Origin of the sequence: Flavobacterium flavipallidum, from assembly GCF_038289905.1 — a bacterium.
In the GTDB taxonomy this organism is placed as follows: domain Bacteria; phylum Bacteroidota; class Bacteroidia; order Flavobacteriales; family Flavobacteriaceae; genus Flavobacterium; species Flavobacterium flavipallidum.
The window spans coordinates 17733-38959 of the sequence record NZ_JBBYHU010000028.1 but is presented as its reverse complement, the minus strand read 5'-3'; the positions used below and the strand labels follow the sequence as shown (position 1 = coordinate 38959).

At 34.1% G+C, this 21227-nt stretch carries 16 protein-coding genes; 10 read left to right on the top strand and 6 right to left on the bottom strand.

The features are described from left to right. Positions 1 to 11: 11 nt before the first annotated feature. The 5 genes from miaA to AAEO59_RS12655 all read left to right on the top strand — a co-directional run bounded on the left by miaA (position 12) and on the right by AAEO59_RS12655 (position 3654). Positions 12 to 929 (top strand): tRNA (adenosine(37)-N6)-dimethylallyltransferase MiaA, encoded by a 918-nt coding sequence (gene miaA / locus AAEO59_RS12675; RefSeq protein ID WP_341701117.1) that lies wholly within the window; start codon positions 12 to 14, stop codon positions 927 to 929. Positions 930 to 977: 48 nt separating this feature from the next. Beyond that, a complete protein-coding gene (locus AAEO59_RS12670) occupies positions 978 to 1640 on the top strand; it encodes a hypothetical protein (RefSeq protein ID WP_341701116.1) in 663 nt (220 codons plus the stop codon). 2 nt (positions 1641 to 1642) lie between these two features. Then, on the top strand, positions 1643 to 2236 hold the full coding sequence (locus tag AAEO59_RS12665; RefSeq protein WP_341701115.1) for an outer membrane beta-barrel protein: 594 nt from the start codon (positions 1643 to 1645) through the stop codon (positions 2234 to 2236). 83 nt (positions 2237 to 2319) lie between these two features. Continuing rightward, positions 2320 to 3057: an acyl-[acyl-carrier-protein] thioesterase gene (locus tag AAEO59_RS12660; protein ID WP_341701114.1), complete on the top strand. Its 738-nt coding sequence runs from the start codon at positions 2320 to 2322 to the stop codon at positions 3055 to 3057. Between the two features lie 132 nt (positions 3058 to 3189). Further along, positions 3190 to 3654 carry a hypothetical protein gene (locus AAEO59_RS12655; protein WP_341701113.1) on the top strand — a complete coding sequence of 155 codons (465 nt, stop codon included), beginning with the start codon at positions 3190 to 3192 and terminating at the stop codon, positions 3652 to 3654. A 5-nt stretch (positions 3655 to 3659) separates the two neighbouring features. Here the strand turns inward: AAEO59_RS12655 and AAEO59_RS12650 are convergent, their stop codons facing one another. The 3 genes from AAEO59_RS12650 to gyrA all read right to left on the bottom strand — a co-directional run bounded on the left by AAEO59_RS12650 (position 3660) and on the right by gyrA (position 8314). Further along, positions 3660 to 4241 (bottom strand): 5'-methylthioadenosine/S-adenosylhomocysteine nucleosidase family protein, encoded by a 582-nt coding sequence (locus tag AAEO59_RS12650; RefSeq protein ID WP_341701112.1) that lies wholly within the window; start codon positions 4239 to 4241, stop codon positions 3660 to 3662. A 118-nt stretch (positions 4242 to 4359) separates the two neighbouring features. Then, the gene (locus AAEO59_RS12645; protein ID WP_341701111.1) at positions 4360 to 5634 is read right to left on the bottom strand and encodes a tetratricopeptide repeat protein; all 1275 of its coding nucleotides are present in this window, start codon (positions 5632 to 5634) and stop codon (positions 4360 to 4362) included. Between the two features lie 40 nt (positions 5635 to 5674). After that, on the bottom strand, positions 5675 to 8314 hold the full coding sequence (gyrA, locus tag AAEO59_RS12640) for a DNA gyrase subunit A (protein WP_341701110.1): 2640 nt from the start codon (positions 8312 to 8314) through the stop codon (positions 5675 to 5677). A gap of 255 nt (positions 8315 to 8569) precedes the next feature. Between gyrA and AAEO59_RS12635 the strand changes: the two genes are divergently transcribed. Both AAEO59_RS12635 and rimK read left to right on the top strand, forming a co-directional pair. Next, on the top strand, positions 8570 to 11119 hold the full coding sequence (locus AAEO59_RS12635; RefSeq protein ID WP_341701109.1) for an ATP-dependent Clp protease ATP-binding subunit: 2550 nt from the start codon (positions 8570 to 8572) through the stop codon (positions 11117 to 11119). A gap of 132 nt (positions 11120 to 11251) precedes the next feature. Further along, the gene (rimK, locus tag AAEO59_RS12630; RefSeq protein ID WP_341701108.1) at positions 11252 to 12640 is read left to right on the top strand and encodes a 30S ribosomal protein S6--L-glutamate ligase; all 1389 of its coding nucleotides are present in this window, start codon (positions 11252 to 11254) and stop codon (positions 12638 to 12640) included. On the opposite strand, the gene AAEO59_RS12625 is transcribed toward rimK, so the two are convergent. The 3 genes from AAEO59_RS12625 to AAEO59_RS12615 form a co-directional block, all read right to left on the bottom strand. Continuing rightward, the gene (locus AAEO59_RS12625) at positions 12621 to 13469 is read right to left on the bottom strand and encodes an EamA family transporter (protein ID WP_341701107.1); all 849 of its coding nucleotides are present in this window, start codon (positions 13467 to 13469) and stop codon (positions 12621 to 12623) included. The two genes, rimK and AAEO59_RS12625, sit on opposite strands and share 20 nt — an antisense overlap. 75 nt (positions 13470 to 13544) lie before the next feature. After that, the gene (locus AAEO59_RS12620; RefSeq protein WP_341701106.1) at positions 13545 to 14891 is read right to left on the bottom strand and encodes an inorganic phosphate transporter; all 1347 of its coding nucleotides are present in this window, start codon (positions 14889 to 14891) and stop codon (positions 13545 to 13547) included. A gap of 28 nt (positions 14892 to 14919) precedes the next feature. Then, on the bottom strand, positions 14920 to 15564 hold the full coding sequence (locus AAEO59_RS12615) for a DUF47 domain-containing protein (RefSeq protein WP_066329103.1): 645 nt from the start codon (positions 15562 to 15564) through the stop codon (positions 14920 to 14922). 645 nt (positions 15565 to 16209) lie between these two features. Between AAEO59_RS12615 and thrA the strand changes: the two genes are divergently transcribed. From thrA to thrC, 3 genes are all read left to right on the top strand, one after another. Next, positions 16210 to 18657 carry a bifunctional aspartate kinase/homoserine dehydrogenase I gene (gene thrA / locus AAEO59_RS12610; protein ID WP_341701105.1) on the top strand — a complete coding sequence of 816 codons (2448 nt, stop codon included), beginning with the start codon at positions 16210 to 16212 and terminating at the stop codon, positions 18655 to 18657. A gap of 93 nt (positions 18658 to 18750) precedes the next feature. Continuing rightward, positions 18751 to 19671 carry a homoserine kinase gene (locus AAEO59_RS12605; RefSeq protein WP_341701104.1) on the top strand — a complete coding sequence of 307 codons (921 nt, stop codon included), beginning with the start codon at positions 18751 to 18753 and terminating at the stop codon, positions 19669 to 19671. A 138-nt stretch (positions 19672 to 19809) separates the two neighbouring features. After that, a complete protein-coding gene (gene thrC, locus AAEO59_RS12600) occupies positions 19810 to 21099 on the top strand; it encodes a threonine synthase (RefSeq protein ID WP_341701103.1) in 1290 nt (429 codons plus the stop codon). The last annotated feature ends 128 nt before the right edge of the window (positions 21100 to 21227 follow it).

Sequence of the window (21227 nt, the reverse complement as noted above, 5' to 3'; positions counted from 1 at the left end):
CAAAACACTTCATGAAATACTTAATCACCATAGTAGGCCCTACAGCAATTGGAAAAACAGCCTTAAGCATTCAATTAGCAAATTATTTCAATTGCGAGATTGTTTCCTGCGACAGTCGTCAGTTTTTCAAAGAAATGGCTATCGGAACTGCCGTTCCAAATGCAGATGAATTAGCCGCGGCAAAGCATCATTTTATCCAAAACAAATCGATCTTTGAAAACTATACCGTTGGTGATTATGAGAAAGAAGCCATCAATTGCATTGAAGAATTATTTAAAACAAATGATTATGTAATTTTAGTAGGCGGTTCTGGTTTGTATGTAAATGCGGTCTTAAAAGGTTTTGATGACTTTCCTGATATTGAATCGAATGTACGTGAGGAAGTAAATGCCAATTATGAAAAACTAGGCATTACTTACCTTCAAGAAGAACTAAAAAAATTAGACCCTTTTTATTTCAACAAAATAAATACTGAAAATCCGCAAACTTTAGTCAATCCACAACGCATGATGCGATTTGTAGAAGTTTGTATAGGAACCGGGAAACCATATTCTTCTTATTTAAATCAAAAGAAAAACGAACGCAACTTCACTCCTATTCTTATTGGCTTAGAAGCAGATCGAAATGTGATGTACAACCGTATCAACCAGCGTGTTGACATCATGATGAATGAAGGCTTACTCAAAGAAGCTCAAAATTTGTATCCAAATAAAGAATTAAACGCTTTACAAACGGTTGGCTACAGGGAATTATTTAGTTATTTCGACCAAGAATTCACTTTAGAATTTGCCATTGAGGAAATCAAAAAAAACACCCGTCGATTTGCAAAACGTCAATTAACTTGGTTCAAGCGGGATGAAAACACAAAATGGTTTGATTACATAACAAACAAAGAAATAATTATTGATTTCATAAAACAAAAAACATAAACTTCTTACAAAAAAACATTATCTTTAACTCAATCAAATCCATTTGAGATGAAAAAGATATTGTTATTTTGTTTTTTACTATGCCTTATTTCCTGCGAAATACAATATGATGGCGAAACTAAAATTGTACTAACCGGAAAGCTTATTGATGAAAATGGGAATTCTTTACCTAATAAAGATATTGAAGTTACTATAAATGGAGGAGGTACTTTATTTTCAAATTCCGATTTAATTTCTTTCGGGAAATCAAATCAAGATGGCAGTTTTAGCTTAATTTTCCCTACACCAAAAAATGATAATGAAATTTCCATTTCAATCAATAATCAAATCAATCAAGCAAATGAATTTCAGGAAAAAGAATTTAGTGTTAAAAAAATCAATTTCAAAAACTATAAACTAGATTTAAATAAAATTACTTTATATAAAAAAGAATCCATTACTAATCTAAATTTAGTTTTAAACAGAACTTCAACAAACACACGATTAGAAAACATAAAAATAGAAGGAAAATTACCTGAATTTTGGATAAATCCAAATCTTCTACCAGACAACTCTGATTATGTAGAGACATTTTACAATGTAATTAAAAATCAAAACATTACATTAAAATATACCATCATCGATTATTCTAATTCTACTATTACGTCTAAAGAAGAAACAGTTATCATTCCTATAAATGATACCCCTGTAACTTATAATCTTACCTACTAATCATGAAATATATTCTATTCGTTTTACTATTCTGTACAAAGCTATCTTACGGACAAGAAAAAAACACAAAAGGTATTCTAGCTTTCAAACCAGAATTTAGACTCTATGGGATTATACCAAATAGTTTTGGTGATAACTATTTGTCAAAAGCTAATAAACCTAAGATTGGAATAGGAATGAATTTTGATTGTATCGAATTGAAACATTTTCAAGTAGGAATAGGATATGAACATATCAATTATACAGTAACAGACATCACTAAAGCAGGAAACATCAACAATTCAGTATACACTTCTTTATATGGAAAAATGGGATATGAAATCAAACTCTCTAATAACTTTAATTTAAAACCTTACTTGGGCATAGGGTCTGCGAAATTGAAATTCAAATCTGAAGATCGAAATTTTGGACATCAAGACGGAACTAATTACAGAATTGGATTCAATACAAACTACAAATTAACACAGTTAATTTCTGCTTTTGCAGGAGTAAGTTATATTTATTCAAAATACAAAATAAATACTAGTCCTGAATTTGTTTCTTTTTATGATAATTCTAAAACAATACAATTAAATATTGGAGTTAAAATAAATTAAAACTTTAAAAAGTATACTATTCAAAGAATCATCATTATTTTTGTCAGACTACAAATGGTTTAAATTATTTATTAAAAAATACAATGCCAATTTCACCTGACTTCACTTCCATTTTAAGCAAAGATTTCGAAATCAATTTTACCCAATGTTTGCCTTCTGGAAATTTAAAATACACCGAATTATGCAATCTTTTGCAACTTACAGCTGCAGAGCATGCCGAAATTGGCGGGATTAGCTTCACAGATATGCAGCAATTTGATCAGGCTTGGGTGTTGAGCAGAATGCGTGTAGAAATAGTTATATTACCTAAATGGAAAGATACGGTTACTGTAAAAACATGGATTAACAGTCTGGAAAATTCGCGCTCAGTTCGTGCCATGGAAATGTATTTGAATGGTAAAAAAATAGCCGGATGCGAAACATTTTGGGCAGTTTTTAATACCAAAACTCGTCGACCTGAATTATTGAGCTTAAAACACGATCATTTTGAACTATTTCCAGATGTTAAAGCTACTCAGGAAGGATTTTCTAAAATTGATATTAATCCTGACAAAGAAGAAGTCTTTAGTAAAACCGTTATTTTATCTGATTTAGATATTGTAAATCATGTAAACAATGTCAAATATCTAGAATGGTGTATGGATTTAGTAGATGAAAATATTATTTTGAAACAAAAAGTTAAAAGTTTTGAAATGAATTTTATGAAAGAACTTTCGCTTCGAGATCAGGTTGTAATACATGAAAATATTTCTGATGATTGCATTGTTTTTAGTATTACCAAAGAAGATAAGAACTGCTATGCACTTCAGTTGAATTTATAGTTTTTATATCATTATAAAAAAACAAGCAGATTAAAATTGCATGTGTTTTTTCAAAAAAGTCAACTTTTATTTATTTCATATACTTTTTGCAACATATAATCGTTAGAAAATATAGAAAATAATAAAACTAAAATGAAAAAAGCAATACTAATCATGTGTTTGTTAACTTTAGCGGCTTGTAAATCAAAAAAAGTAAACTACAACGAACCTAAAGAAAATGACATAGTAAAACTAACCTCAAACCAAATCAACAACAGTCAAAAAATAAAGGCTTACGAATTAGGTAAACGAGTTTTAATGACCTGTAACACTTCTAAATTCAAAGCTTTTACTCCAAAAGAAGCTACAGCATCTGTAATTAACAATATAACTATTGAAAAATTATCAAAAACCTGTACGAAATACCGAATGTGGTATGGCAATTTTATCGATCTTCAATTTGTTGAAGTGTATCAAAATCAAAACAATCAAACTAACATTTACAGATTTAAAGCCTTGTATACCAAAAAAGTAGCCAACAAGGAATTACGTGTTTTCATGAACGCAGAAAACCTTGTTTCGGCAATAAAAACTTCAGATTGGACCGATAAGTTGTAATTAAATTAAATTTGAAATATTTCCCCAAATGCAACTGCAGCTTTGTGAACTAAAACGGGCCAATCCTCTGCAGCATTATCATCGGCGCCATCAGAAATATACTTGAGACACAAAAAAGGTATTTCTTCTTTCATAGCAATAGTTGCCAGCGCATAAGCTTCCATATCAACAACATCATATTTTGTCTCGGTATGCTCCATTTCAAAACTATCTCCAGTACCGCAAATACCCTGCGGAAGCGTCTCTATTTTAAAACCATACTCTAAAACCGAAGGAATATTTGCAAAAGGAGTAACATATTGCTCAACTCCCAATCCTCTAACATCCATATCCCTTTGTACAAATTGAGAACAACATATTACATCTCCTTTTTTAAATCGACTACTTCCAGCCGAACCTAAATTAATGATTAAATCGGGTTTGCGTTCATAAATTGCTTTAGTCAATTCATAAGCTGCGTTTACTTTCCCTACACCTACAAACAACGTATTAAGTTTTTCAAAAATTGCTGCTGCTTCCATTTCTAAAGCAAATACAAAAAGTACATTTTCTTTAGCAAATTGTACTTTATTATTGATCGTTATCATTTATTAAATTCTCTTTTATTGGATTGCTAAATTACTAATAAAACTAAAGCCTTTATAAAGTAAAAAAACCATCTTCGATAATTTCAAAGATGGTTTTTCACAATAAATAATTAAAAAATTATTTTTTCATTTTTGCTTTTAAAGCATTCTTTTCAGCTGTCATTTCTAAAGCTCCATATACACCTGAAAGCGTTTTAATGATATCTGCATTTTCAGGATCTAATTCGTAAGCTTTTTTCAAATAAGGCAAGGTACTTCTAAATAAATCTTCTCTTTTCTTTTTAAGTACTTCATAACGCTTATTATCTTTATCAGAAGTTCCTAACTTATTCATTTCTTCAATAATAGGTTTCTCATTCTGTAATTTCAAAACAGCCAAATTGATATATGCATTCAAATAATCAGGTTTTAATTCGATCGCTTTATTGTAATATTTCTCCGCTTCTGCATTATTATTGTTATTAGAAGCAATTACAGCTAAATTATATACTAAACCAGCATCATTTGGATTTTTAGCTAAAACTTCCGTAATAATCTGTTTGTATTTATCAAAATCTTTAGTTTGTAAATACAAATTAGCTTCTGTCAATTTTAATGAGGAATCTTCAGGATTTGCTTTTACCGCATCAGCAACTGCTTGTTTTGCTTCAGCAATTTGTCCTTTTTCTACTAAAATCAATGCCATGTTTTTATAAATCTCACCTCTTTTTGAAGGAATCTCTTCCGTTCTTGGCTTTTCATGAGTACCTAATTTAACCGCTCGGTCTCTTTCAGCAGCAGAAGCAAAACCAACTTCTTGCCCGTTTACTTTACTTACAGCTAAATATTCTGTTCCTTTTCCTGAATAATTGATTTTTTTTAATTCAGAATACAGCTCCATTGCTTTATCATAATCTTTTGCACTAACATAAGTTGAAGCAGCATAATATAGGTTTATGGTGTCTTTTTTATCTAACAAATAAGCTTCGTATAATTTTTGAGCACCACCAATATTATTATTTACTTTAGTTGCTTCAATACCACTATTAATTAATAAACCTTTAATTCTGGCAATTGAAGTAGCAGCCTGAGTTGAATATTTAACTTTTCCAGAAGTTTTTTCAGCCTCCAAAAGCTCTTTATATGTATCGGCAGCTAATTTCATATTCGCATCGGTATCTACTTTTTTCTCAACAAAATCCATATAAGCATTTGCCTTTAAAAATAGAGCCTGAGCCTTTTCTTCATCAGTAGCATTTGCAATTAATGGTTCTGCTGCTTTTAAAACAGCCAACACTTCTTTCATATCGCCTGCTTTTGCAGCTTTATCAGCCGCTTTCAATTCTTTTTTCTGAGCAAAAGTAGCCACAGATAGCAACAAAGCCGATGATAGCATTATAAATTTAGTATTCATAATTATTCACTTTTAATATTTATATTTTTTATTCTAAAATTTATTCGTCGTCGTCTGAATCATCGGCTTCATCATCAAGAACTTCTTCTTCATCCTCGTCTTCATCATCTTCTACTGAACCGTCATCTTCTAAAACTTCTAGAACAGGTTTAACTCTTTCAATTGTAGCGTCTTCGATAACATTTCCGTTTTCATCAACAACTACCTGCTCCTCGTCGTCTTTCATAACTTTAGCAACTGCTGCGATCGAATCACTACCTTTTAAGTTAATAAGTTTAACTCCCTGAGTAGCACGTCCCATCACTCTTAAATCTTCAATTGCCATTCTGATTGTTAATCCTGACTTATTGATAATCATCAAATCATCAGCATCAGTAACGGCAGAAATAGAGATTAATTGTCCTGTTTTCTCAGTAATATTAAGCGTTTTAACCCCTTTACCTCCACGGTTTGTAATTCGGTAAACATCTTCACCATCATCATCTACTAACTTCGTACGTTTACCATATCCATTTTCAGTAACAACTAAAATTTGTGATTCGCTAATAGCATCTTTATCAACAGTTACCATTCCGATTACTTCATCAGATTCATCTTTTAAAGTAATTCCGCGAACTCCCGAAGCAGTTCTTCCCATCGGACGCGTTTTAGTTTCTTCAAAACGAACTAATTTACCTGATTTAACTGCAAGGATAATTTGGCTTTCCCCATTAGTTAATTCAGCTCCCATTAATTCATCACCTTCTTTAATTGTAATTGCAGCCACTCCATTAGCTCTTGGTTTAGAATATTTCTCTAAAGAAGTTTTCTTAACCTGACCTTGCTTAGTAACCATTACTAAATTATGCGTCTTGATATAATCCTGATCTTTTAAGTCCTGAGTACAAATGAATGCTTTTACTTTGTCATCACTTTCAATGTTGATCAAGTTTTGGATAGCTCTTCCTTTAGCAGTTTTAGTTCCTTCTGGAATTTCGTAAACACGCATCCAGAAACATTTTCCTTTTTGAGTAAAGAACATCATGTATTGGTGATTTGTAGCCACAAACATATGTTCTAAGAAATCCTGATCTCTGGTTCCAGCACTTTTTTGTCCTACTCCACCTCGGTTTTGTGTTTTGTATTCCGATAAATTAGTACGTTTGATGTAACCTGCATGCGAAATAGTAATTACCACACTTTCATCGGCAATTAAATCCTCAATACTTACATCACCACCAGAATACTCGATTGTTGAACGACGTTCGTCACCATATTTATCACGAATTTCAATTAATTCTTCTTTAATTAAATCCGTTCTTAAATTCACATCAGCCAATAAAGCTTTCAAGTGATCGATTAACTTCATCAACTCTTCATATTCTGCGCGTAATTTATCTTGCTCCAGACCTGTTAACTGACGTAAACGCATCTCAACAATAGCACGAGCCTGAATATCTGAAAGTTTAAATCTTTCAATTAATTTTTCACGAGCTTCTTCTGTATTCTTTGAACCTCTGATTAAAGCAATTACTTCATCAATATTATCCGAAGCAATGATCAATCCTTCTAAAATATGCGCTCTTTCTTCTGCTTTGCGTAACTCAAATTGTGTTCTACGAATAACTACATCATGACGGTGCTCCACAAAATAATGAATCAAATCTTTAAGATTCAACATTTGAGGACGCCCTTTAACCAATGCAATATTATTTACACTAAATGAAGATTGTAATTGTGTAAATTTAAATAAGGTATTCAAAACTACATTTGGCGTAGCATCACGTTTCAAAATATAAACGATACGCATACCATTTCGATCCGATTCATCACGAATGTTTACAATACCTTCAATCTTTTTCTCGTTAACTAAATCGGCAGTACGTTTAATCATATCTGCTTTGTTAACCTGATAAGGAATTTCAGTTACAATGATACACTCTCTTCCGTCAACTTCTTCAAAATTAACTTTGGCACGCATAACCACACGTCCTCTACCTGTTTTGAAAGCTTCACGAACTCCCTCATAACCATAAATCACACCTCCGGTTGGGAAATCAGGAGCTTTAATATGAGTCATTAACTCATCAATTTCAATTTCATTATTATCAATATATGCTAAGGTACCATTTACAACCTCAGTAAGATTATGAGGTGGCATATTAGTAGCCATACCAACCGCAATACCCGTTGCTCCATTTACTAATAAAGTAGGAACACGTGTAGGCATTACTTTTGGTTCATATAAAGTATCATCAAAGTTTAATTGAAAATCTACTGTTTCTTTTTCGATATCCGCTAAGATTTCTTCTGAAATCTTTTTCATTCTGGCCTCGGTATAACGCATTGCTGCCGGACTATCTCCATCAACAGAACCAAAGTTACCCTGTCCATCAATTAATAAATAGCGCATACTCCACTCCTGGGCCATACGCACCATGGTGTCATACACTGAAGTATCTCCGTGCGGGTGGTACTTTCCTAAAACTTCCCCAACAATTCTCGCCGATTTTTTATGAGCAGATCTTGAAGTTACTCCTAAATCATACATTCCATAAAGAACTCTTCGATGCACAGGTTTCAATCCATCTCTAACATCAGGAAGTGCTCTGGATACAATTACCGACATTGAATAATCAATGTAAGCTGATTTCATTTCGTCTTCTATGTTAATAGGAATTAACTTTTCTCCTTCAGACATAAGTTGTTATATTAATTAATTATATTCGTTTCAAAACGTGCCAATATACGGATTTTTGAAATTTTTAAAAGCTTTTCGAAACACTAATTTCAACGATTTATTAACAAAGTAATCATCGCTTTTGTTTACTATTTTCACAGAAAAAACAAGTATTTGTCTCATTTTTTTTGTCTATTAGCTGACATAAGTACTTAGGTACGGTTTTTGTTTTTCAATTAGTAATTCACTAAATTTACAATACTAGAAATAAAGATTATGGATGACAATTTTTCACCAAGAGTAAAAGATGTTATTACCTATAGTAAAGAAGAAGCTTTACGACTGGGTCATGACTTCATTGGGACAGAACACTTGATGCTTGGTATCCTTAGAGATGGTAATGGTAAAGCAATACAGATATTAAACAACTTATCTATAGACCTGGATCATTTACGTAGAAAGGTAGAAATCCTAAGCCCTGCAATCCCAGGAATAGATAGTAACTTAGAAAAGAAAAACCTGCACTTGACACGTCAGGCGGAACGAGCCCTAAAAACGACCTTTTTAGAAGCTAAAGTTTTCCAAAGCCCGTCAGTCAGTACAGCACATTTGTTACTATGTATTTTAAGAAACGAAAACGATCCTACAACCAAGCTATTGAATAAACTAAAAATAGATTATGATGTAGCCAAAGAACAATATTTGAATATGACACCAAACGAAGAAGAATTCTTAGAGAACTTACCAAGAGCTACAGACTCTTACAATGACGATTTAGGACAAGATGACAGTCTAAAAGAGGGGAATTTTAATAATCCTGCTAATAAGTCAAACAAAAAATCAAAAACCCCTGTTTTAGACAACTTCGGTAGAGATTTAACAGAAATGGCTGAAGAAGGAAAATTAGACCCTGTTGTAGGACGCGAAAAAGAAATTGAGCGTGTTTGTCAAATTTTAAGCCGTCGCAAAAAAAACAACCCTTTATTAATTGGTGAACCAGGAGTGGGTAAATCTGCTATTGCCGAAGGTTTGGCTTTACGCATTATTCAAAAGAAAGTTTCCAGAATTCTTTTCAACAAACGCGTAGTTACATTAGATTTAGCCAGTTTAGTTGCTGGTACTAAATACAGAGGACAATTTGAAGAACGCATGAAGGCGGTGATGAACGAATTAGAGAAAAATGACGACATCATTCTTTTCATTGACGAAATTCACACTATCGTAGGTGCTGGTGGAGCTACAGGTTCACTTGACGCTTCAAACATGTTCAAACCTGCTTTAGCCAGAGGTGAAATCCAATGCATTGGGGCAACAACTTTAGATGAATACAGACAATACATTGAAAAAGACGGTGCTTTAGAAAGACGTTTTCAAAAAATTATTGTGGAACCAACATCTGTTGACGAAACAATCACTATTTTGAATAATGTGAAAAACAAATACGAAGACCACCACAATGTAACTTATACACCGGAAGCTATCGAAGCATGCGTTAAATTAACGAACCGATATATGTCGGAGCGCTTTTTACCAGACAAAGCTATCGATGCAATGGACGAGGCTGGTTCTCGTGTACACATTACCAATATTGAAGTTCCTAAGAAAATACTAGACTTAGAACGTCAATTGGAAGAAATTAGAGAATTAAAAAATGCTGTAGTTAAAAAACAAAAATACGAGGAAGCCGCTAAACTTCGTGACGACGAAAAACGTCTTGAAAAAGATTTAGCTATCGCTCAGGAACAATGGGAAGAAGATGCTAAAAGCAACCGTATTCAGGTAACAGAAGACAATGTTGCTGATGTAGTTTCTATGATGACCGGAATCCCTGTGAACCGTATTGCACAAACCGAAAGTAATAAATTAGCTAAACTACCAGAACTTATTGAAAGTAAAGTTGTTGGTCAAAAAGAAGCTGTTGTTAAAATTGCTCGTTCTATCCAAAGAAATCGCGCAGGATTGAAAGATCCTAACAGACCAATTGGTTCCTTTATTTTCTTAGGACAAACTGGTGTTGGTAAAACACAGTTGGCTAAAATTTTAGCTAGAGAGCTTTTCGATTCTGAAGATGCTTTAGTTCGAATTGACATGAGCGAATACATGGAAAAATTTGCTATTTCACGTTTAATTGGTGCTCCTCCGGGATACGTAGGTTACGAAGAAGGCGGACAATTAACTGAAAAAGTACGTAGAAAACCATACGCCGTAGTACTTTTGGATGAGATTGAAAAAGCACATCCGGATGTGTTCAACATGTTATTACAAGTTCTTGACGATGGTTTCTTAACAGATAGTTTAGGTCGAAAAATTGACTTTAAAAACACTATCATCATCATGACTTCCAATGTTGGAGCCAGACAATTAAAAGACTTTGGTCAGGGTGTTGGTTTTGGTACTGCTGCAAAAGCTGCTCAGGCAGATGATAACTCAAAAAGCATTATCGAAAATGCTCTGAAGAAAACTTTTGCACCTGAATTCTTAAACCGTATTGATGATGTAATTGTATTCAACGCATTAGAAAAACACGATATCGATCTAATCATCGAAATTGAATTGAAAAAACTATATGCCAGAATTGCTGATTTAGGATATATTTTAAAATTATCTGATAAAGCCAAAGCATTTATAGCAGAGAAAGGTTTTGATAAGCAATTTGGAGCAAGACCTCTAAAAAGAGCTATTCAAAAATATGTTGAAGATGCACTTGCAGAAGAAATCATTACATCAAAAATTGCAGCAGGAGACGAAATCTTTATGGATATCGAAGATGGTTCTCAAGAATTAACAGTAAAAATTCAAAAAGCAGGAGAAGCTACTAATTTATAAACCAAGCCTTCCTCAAAACAATAAAACCCGTTACGTTTTCATAACATAACGGGTTTATTCATTTAACACTGTTTTCTTTCTTCAGAAAAACAAATAACTACTTTTGATATTGTAAATTTCAATAAAAAAACAATGAATAAAGTTGTCGTAGGTAGCGAAGAATGGTGCTCTTTTCCTGATTTAGGAATACCTACAATTAAAGCAAGAGTCGATTCAGGAGCAAAGACTTCTGCCCTGCACGCAATCAATATCGCCCCTTTTATCAAAGACGAATCTAATTGGGTAAAATTCGATATTAATCCTATCCAAAACAACTCTAAAACAATTATACACTGTGAAGCTCCTTTGATAGATAAAAGAGTTGTAAAAAGCTCTAGCGGATTCAGAGAGCAACGCTATGTTATTCAAACGAGTCTAAAAATTGGTGAAGCGACTTGGCCTATCGAGGTGACTTTAACGAATAGAGATACTATGGGTTTCCGAATGTTATTGGGTCGCGAAGCTATGAGTGGAAGAATTTTAGTCGATCCGGAACAACAATTCCTATTAGGAGAACCTAGTAATGATAATCTGAAGGAAATATATAAGAATTCAGAAAAAAAGCCAAACGGTTTACGCATTGGTTTATTAGCTAGTAATTCTGAACTGTACAGCAATAAAAGAATTATGGAAGCCGGAGAAATGCGTGGACATGAAATGCATTTTTTAAACATCAAAGAATGTTACATAAAACTGGATGCCAAAAAACCAGAAATTCATTATCGTGGAGGAAAAATCCTGAACGAATTTGATGCTATTATCCCACGAATTCGTCCAAGTGTTACCTTTTACGGCTGTGCTTTAACACGTCAGTTTGAGGCATTGAATGTATTTTGTCTGAATTCATCAACCGCTATAACCCAATCCAGAGACAAACTCTTTTCTTTGCAATTACTGCTTCATAGTGGAATTGGAATCCCAACGACTGGTTTTGCTAATTCTCCACTCGATACGGACGATTTAATCAAAATGGTTGGCGGACCTCCATTAGTCGTAAAATTACTGGAAGGAACTCAAGGAAAAGGAGTCGTTTTAGCAGAAACCAAAAAAGCTGCCGAAAGTGTTATCAATGCTTTCAAAAGTCTGAATGCCAATATACTGGTTCAGGAGTTTATCAAAGAAGCCAACGGAAAAGACCTGCGCCTTTTTGTAGTTGACGGAAAAGTAGTAGCTACAATTCAACGAGAAGCCATGCCAGGCGAATTTAGAGCTAATATTCATCTTGGCGGAACAGCTTCAGTTATCAAAGCCACACCGGAAGAAAAGAAAATTGCCATCAAAGCCGCTAAAGCAATGGATTTGAAAGTAGCCGGAGTAGACATTATACGTTCAACAAAAGGACCTTTATTACTCGAAGTAAACTCTTCGCCAGGACTGGAAGGTATTGAAACTGCAACCAACAAAGATATTGCCGAAGAAATGATTAAAGCTATTGAAAAGAATTTCAAATTAGATGGAACAACTAAACCGAAAGAACAATAAACAATATCGAAAGAAGCGCTAAAACCAATCCTGCGTAATTCAATTTTGATAGTTTTTCTTTAAAAGCTAATACTCCTACTATACTTCCAAGCAAAATAACTCCCATATTCATCCCTGCAAAAACAGTGGATGGATTTGCGGAGTAAGCTTGGTGTGCTTTTAAATAAAATAAGATATTTCCAAAATTGAAACAACCAACAACCAAACCAAAAGCTAGATTTTTTAATTCGAAAGATATTTTTTGAATCAATAACTCATACATAACTGCGAGCAACATAAAACAAAAAGCTATTCCAAAAATCACAAACAATGAAGTGGTATAAGGAACAGCTGTAAAAGCTGCTACTTTTTTGAATAAAATATCAATAACTCCAAAACCCAAAAACACCAAAACCGGGTATTTAAAATTAGATTTATCCGAATCAGCAGTCTTATTCAAAACACAAAACAAAGCCAAAAAACCCACCAAAATCCCAATTACTTTAGCAATAGCAAAAGCTTCTTTAAACAAAATCCAAGCTGCTAAAAGCGAAATAAACAAAGACAATCTTTGCGCTGCATCCGTTTTTACAATACCTATATTTTTGATGGAAGCAATTAAAAACAAAAAGACAACAGGCAATAAAATCCCTAAACCAATATACAATGAAAAAGGTGCGTCTGAAGCAATAAGTTGCACATTAGGCGCAAAAACAAAATAACAAAGCAACAAAGCAAAACCATAATTAAACAGTACAATTTGCTTCGCATTAGCAGCTGTTTTACGGGCTATTTTAAAAATCACTCCTACAGCTACACTACAAATAACACTTAATAACAAATACAACATGACCAACTAATTTTATACTAAAAAACAAAAGCCATCCGACGAATCGGATGGCTTTCTATAAATTGAAATCTATTTTTACATAAAAATATTTAATATGTAATAACAGATTGCTGCTAAAAGAGCTGAAACAGGAATTGTCAATACCCAAGCCCATAACAAACTAACTGTTACTCCCCATCTTACAGCCGAAACACGCTTGGTCAAACCAACTCCAATAATCGATCCTGTAATGGTATGTGTTGTACTCACCGGTACTTTAAAATGCTCTGTGAAATAAAGTGTCAAAGCACCAGCCGTTTCAGCTGCCACTCCTTCAAAAGAAGTTACCTTAGTAATTTTAGACCCCATTGTTTTCACAATTTTCCATCCACCACTCAAGGTACCAACAGCAATAGCCGTATAACAGGCTAACGGAATCCATTCTGGCATTACACCTTTAATTCCTTTATCATCATCCGGAAGAACTACTTGCAACCAATCCGGTAAAGTCATAATATCCACCCCACTTGTTTTGATATAAACCGCAACTGCTGCCGCAATAATACCCATTACTTTTTGTGAATCATTTCCACCGTGACCTAAACTAAATGCTGCCGACGATAATAACTGCATTTTTTTCAAAACAGCCTCTGATTTATGTAAATTCAAACTGCTAAAAAACAAAGCAAATGTTGAAATGGACAAAATAATAAAAGCTACCAAAAACCATTTGATGTTATGAGATTCAAATATTACACTCCAAAAATGAGACTCAAATCGAGGTTTTTCGATATCAGCGTAGGAAACTAACTGGCTATTAACAAACCAAACTGTTGCCACCATTAATGCAACGGTAAACAACTTAGGACCAAAACTTTTACGTGAAGTATTCAATAACCAAATTGATAAAAAATAAGAAGCTAAAACCCCCAATAAAGGTGCTAAAACAATGAAAGCGATAATAACAACAACTCCTGAAGGCATCCCTCCATCTTTTCCAGCTTTGTACCAGCTTACAATATCATACCAATGTTTTGTATGTTGCACGCCATCTTCAATGATAGTATAATCAGAAAAACCATGAATTGCAATCGCATGTGCAATCGCAGCCCCAGCAAATCCCCCAATCAATGTATGAGAAGAACTCGATGGAATTCCCTGCCACCAGGTAATTAAATTCCATGCAATTGCTGCAATAACCCCAGCTAGTATTACAGTTAAATTAATTTGGCTGGCATCAGCAGTTTTTGCAACTGTATTAGCCACTCCTAAACCAAAAACCCAATAGGCCAGAAAATTAAAAAAAGCAGCCCAAATAACCGCCTGAACAGGAGTCAACACTTTTGTAGCAACTACCGTTGCAATAGCATTAGCCGCATCATGAAAACCGTTAATGTAATCAAATACAAGTGCTAAAACTATAATTGTGATAAGTAAAGTCATACGTTATTACTTCAAAAGAATAATTAAATTAAGAATGTTTAACCGCAATAGATTCTAAAACACTTGCCACACTCTTACATTTGTCTGTAGCTGATTCCAAAATAGATAATACTTCTTTGTATTTAATGATGCTCTTCGCGTCTGTTTCGTTTTCAAAAATTTCAAAAACAGCTTTATTATAAACGTTGTCTGATTTATTTTCTAACTTAGAAATCTTAGCACAAGCCGCTTTGATCTTGTGTGCGTTTTTAAAATCTCTTAATTCTTTAACTGCAATTTCTATGTTTTGACAAGCCTCAAGATTAATTTCTGTCAATTTTCTAATTGATTTTGTAATCTTGTCCACCTGATACAAACGCATAATGCTGGAAGCACCGTGCAAACGATCCGCAACGTTATCAATAGAAGTTACCAACGAGTGAATATCTTCACGGTCAAACGGCGTAATAAAGTTTTTACTCAATTCTAAATTTGTCTGACGTGTAATATCTTCTCCTCTTTGTTCTAATTCATCAATTTTATGAAAAAGAACTTCTCTTTCTTTTAAAGGAAGATTTACAGCTTCGTGTAAATTAGAAGCTAACTCAATCAAATTACTTGAAGCTTCTTCAAAAAGTGGAAAGAATTTTTTATCCTTTGGTACTAAAAATTGGAAAATACTGTTTATTGACATTGTTTTACTTTATTTTTTAGACAGCAAAAATACTTTTTTTTATTTCATGTTAAAGGTATTTTAAAAAATTATAGCTTCTAGACTTCCTTTTTTATACCCAGCATAGCTTTTAACTGCAAAATAAAAAACAACAAAATACTATATAACCGTCAAAATTCAAACCTGCTCTACTCTCAAACAAACAATTAATGATAGATTTTTTTTCAACTTAAAATAAATAATGCTTCAAAGTAACACTCAAGTTTGACCGAATCATTTTAAAAACGCTCACCACTACATTTCTTTTCTTTTTCATTTTATGTTAAAAAAAAGAACTCTTTGCAAAAAATTAAAGACTAATAGCTATAATAAAAGCTACTAAAAACATATATTTGCTGTTTTTTTAAAATTATTCACAAAAACCGAGATAAGGGTTTTTGATTTTTATAAAAAACTGTATTTTTGGGAACGATTATGAAAAACAACAGAACAACATATCAGTCTTTGATAACAACTCAAATTTGGGTTACTATTTCTGTTACAACTACTACCACCCCTTAGGGGTATATTTCTTTACATATAATCCTGATTTATACATGCTTTTATTAAATAAAGAAAGATGTTGGCTGTATAAAAAATAGTGCATTTTAAAATAAAACAAACAAAATGAGAGTATTAAAATTTGGCGGAACTTCGGTTGCCAATGCAAAAAATATAAAACTGGTTTTAGATATTGTTCTAAACAAAGCCAAAAAAGACAAACTAATCATAGTGGTTTCTGCGCTTAGCAAAGTAACTGATTTGTTGCAATTAGCAGCTTCAAAAGCAGCAGCTAACGACGAAAGTTACAAAGAAATCGTTGCTGAAATCGAAAAAAAACACTTAGACGCCTTAAAAGAATTAATTCCTGTAAGCGAGCAGAGCAGTTTATTAAGTCACATAAAAAGAATCATCAACCATCTGGAAACTATTTTAGACGGTTGTTTCCTTCTTGGCGAATTATCTGCAAGAACTTCAGATACTATTTTAAGTTTTGGAGAATTACTTTCTTCATACATCATTGCCGAAGCTTTAAAACAAAATCTTAAAAATAGCAATTACAAAGACAGCCGTGAGTTGATTAAAACCAACAATAATTACGGAAAAGCAGCTGTAAACTTTGAAGTAACAAATGCTTTAGCTACTGCATTTTTTGCTAACAATGATGCTCAAGTTGTAGTGATGCCTGGCTTTATTGCTTCATCTTTAGACGAAATCAACACTACTTTAGGTCGTGGAGGTTCTGATTACACGGCAGCAATTTTAGCAGGAGCCTTAAATGCGGATGAATTAGAAATTTGGACTGACGTAAACGGTATGTTTACTGCTAACCCTAAGATTGTAAAACAAGCTCAACCTATTGCTACTATTTCATATCAGGAAGCCATGGAGTTGTCGCATTTTGGTGCGAAAGTTTTATATCCGCCAACAATCCAGCCGGTACTAAGAAAAAACATTCCTATTCATATCAAAAATACTTTTGAGCCGGAAGCCGAAGGAACTTATATTTCTAATGTTTCTGTTTCAAATGGCATGCCTGTAAGAGGAATTAGCCATATCGACAATATTACTTTGATCACTCTGGAAGGTCCGGGAATGATTGGAGTTTCAGGTTCTTCAAAAAGACTTTTCGAAGTGTTGTCAAATGAAGGCATCAATGTTATCTTCATCACTCAGGCTTCTTCTGAGCATTCTATCTGTATCGGAATTTTAAATTCAGATGCTGATGTTGCCGAAAATGCCATCAACAAAGCATTCGAAATCGAAATTGCTCAAAACAAAATCGATCCTTGCATTGTGGAACAAAATCTTTGCATCATTGCATTAGTAGGTGAAAACATGAAAAACCACCAGGGACTAAGCGGAAGAATGTTTAGTACTTTGGGTAAAAATAACGTAAACATCCGAGCGATTGCTCAGGGTGCTTCCGAAAGAAATATCTCGGCTGTAATCAACGAAAGAGACGTTAAAAAAGCATTAAACACTTTGCACGAGAATTTCTTTGAAGAAAACACAAAACAATTGAATTTATTTGTAATGGGTGTGGGTAATGTAGGTGAGAAATTCATCGAGCAAATCCACCAACAAAAGAAATTCTTAAAAGAAAATCTAAAAATCAATGTTCGTGTAATTGCATTATCGAATTCAAGAAAAATGCTTTTTGACGAAGATGCTATCGATTTAAATTCATGGCAGGCAGCTCTTGAAAACGGAGAAACAGCTAACAAAGAATTATTTATCGAAAAAGTAGCAGCGTTAAATTTACGAAACTCCATTTTTGTAGACATCACTGCCAATGCAGATGTTGCAGCTATCTACGAGCGTTTCTTAAAACAAAGTGTAGGTGTGGTAACTTGTAACAAAATTGCCTGTGCTTCGGCTTTTGACAATTACAAGAATTTGAAAAAATTATCAAGACAATACAATGCTCCTTTCTTGTTTGAAACCAATGTAGGTGCTGGATTGCCAATTATCGATACAGTAAAAAATTTAATCGCTTCGGGTGATAAAGTACACAAAATCCAGGCGGTTTTATCTGGAAGTTTGAACTTTATCTTTAACAATTTTGACGAAAACAATTCGTTCCATGATGTCGTTAAAGAAGCAGGAGTTCAGGGATTCACAGAACCGGATCCTAAAATTGACCTTAGCGGAATTGACGTAGCCCGTAAAATTCTGATTTTAATTCGCGAAAGCGGATACAAAATGGAAATTGAAGATATTGAAAACAAATCATTCTTGCCGGCAGCCTGTATGGCAACGACTAACAATGAAGATTTTTTCAAATCTTTGATTGAATACAATAGCCATTTTGAAGGTATTTTGGCGGAAGCTAAAGCAAAAGACAGCCGCTTAAAATTTGTTGCTGAATTTGTAAACGGAAAAGCGAATGTAGGATTACAATTTATCACAAAAGACCATCCGTTCTATAACTTAGAAGGAAAAGACAATATTGTTTTATTCTACACAGATCGTTATGTGGACCAGCCTTTATTGATAAAAGGTGCTGGTGCCGGTGCGGCGGTTACAGCTTCGGGAATTTTTGCCGATGTAATCAGAATTGGAAATGTTTAAAAAGAGTAACTAAGATACTAAGTCGCAAAGTTTCAAAGTTTACATACGAAACTTTGCCGCTTTGAAACTTTGTCACTCAGAAACTATAAAAAAATGAATGAAGTAAAAGTATTTTGTCCTGCAACCATTGCGAACCTTTCCTGCGGATTTGACGTACTGGGATTGTGTTTAGACAATGTAGGTGACGAAATGATTGTTCGAAAATCAGCTGAAAAAGGGGTTCGCATTACTAAAATAGAGGGTGCCAATTTACCTTTGGAAGCCGAAAAAAACGTAGCCGGAGTAGCTTTATTGGCGATGTTGGAAGAAACTGAAGCCGATTTTGGGTTCGAAATCGAAATCTACAAACACATCAAAGCCGGAAGCGGAATTGGTAGTTCGGCGGCAAGTTCTGCGGGAGCGGTTTTTGGAGCAAACGAATTATTAGGCAATCCGTTTAGCCGAAAAGAATTGGTAAAATTTGCCATGCAGGGTGAAAAACTGGCTTCGGGAAATGCCCATGCTGATAACGTTGCCCCTGCCCTTTTAGGTGGTTTTACGTTGGTAAGAAGTTCGAATCCTTTGGACATTATCAAAATTGATAGTCCTAACGAATTATTTGCTACGGTAATTCATCCGCAAATTGAATTAAAAACATCTGATGCCCGTTCGGTATTAAAACAAAACGTTTCTTTAAAAAGCGCTATTACGCAATGGGGAAATGTCGGCGGATTAGTAGCGGGATTGTACACTCAGGATTACGATTTAATCGGACGTTCTTTGCACGACGAAATCGTGGAGCCTTTGCGTAGCGTATTGATTCCTGGATTTGATTTAATCAAACAATCAGCTTACGAAAACGGGGCTTTGGGTTCAGGAATTTCAGGTTCAGGACCTTCTATTTTTGCGTTAAGCAGAGGAAAAGAAACCGCCGAAAAAATTGCCAAAGGCATGAGTGCCGTTTACGACGCAATCAACTTACCATATGAAATCCATGTGTGTAAAGTGAACGATACGGGAATGAAAGTGATTTAGTCCCGAGTGCTTAGTCCATAGTCCCTAATTTTACTACTAACGACTATGGACTAACAAACTAAGGACTCATAAAAAATAAAGCTATGGACTAAGGACTATAAATCTTTAAGGACTAATAAACTAAGGACTATAAAAAAAATGAAATATTACAGTTTAAATCATAACGCACCAAAAGTTTCTTTTCAGGAAGCCGTAATACAAGGATTAGCAGCCGATAAAGGATTGTATTTTCCGGAAAGCATCACGCCGCTTCCACAATCTTTTTTCGACAATATCGAAAACTTAAGCCACGAGGAAATTGCTTTTGAAGCAATTCAACAATTTGTGGGTGACGAAATCCCAACAGCAACTCTAAAACAAATCATTGCTGAAACGTTATGCTTTGATTTTCCAGTTGTTCCGGTTGAAAACGGCATCTATTCGTTGGAATTATTCCACGGACCAACGATGGCGTTTAAGGACGTTGGAGCTCGCTTTATGTCGCGTTGTTTGGGTTATTTCAACAAAGATAAAAAAGACAACAGCAATACTGTTTTGGTAGCAACTTCAGGTGATACCGGAGGAGCGGTTGCCAGCGGATTCCTTGGTGTACAAGGTGTTGAAGTGGTGATTTTGTATCCGTCAGGAAAAGTAAGCGACATTCAGGAAAGACAATTGACTACGCTGGGACAAAATATCAAAGCGCTGGAAGTGGATGGTGTTTTTGACGATTGTCAAGATATGGTTAAAAAGGCGTTCTTAGATGAAACTTTGGCGCATAAAAATCTGACTTCTGCTAACTCAATTAATATTGCGCGTTGGTTGCCACAAATGTTTTACTTCCTTTTTGCTTACAAAGCCTTGAAAGGACAAAACAAACCATTAGTATTTTCTTGCCCAAGTGGGAATTTCGGAAACATTTGTGCAGGTATCATCGCTAAGAAAATGGGCTTGCCTATTGAACATTTTGTAGCTGCTACGAATGTGAATGATACCGTTCCAAGATTCTTAGTGAACGGAATCTACGATCCAAAACCATCTATTGCTACGATTTCGAATGCTATGGACGTAGGAAATCCAAGTAACTTTATCCGTATTCAAGAAATGTATGGAAACGATTTGGAGCAGTTCAAAAAAGACTTTTCTTCTTATACCTATACTGACGAAGAGACTCTGGCTGCTATGAAAACCATTTACAACACCGATGGTTACATTGCCGAACCACACGGAGCCGTAGGTTATTTAGGATTGAAAAAAGAATTGGAAAATTATCCAAATGCCATTGGTGTTTTCTTAGAAACCGCTCATCCTATCAAGTTTTTAGATGTGGTAGAACCTGCTTTAGGAGTAACTTTACCAATTCCTGCGCAAATAGAAAGCGTATTAAACAAAGAAAAAGTAAGTACTAAAATTAAAACTTACGAAGAATTGAAAGCGTTTTTAGGATAAACTTTCAAAACTTAAATATACAAACGGCTAAGGAGTAATCTTTAGCCGTTTTTTTTTGTTTGATACTCCGTATATTTGGCTTTGAGGGAAGCAACCAAAAAATGGTCGATGCCAATCCAAAACTGGGG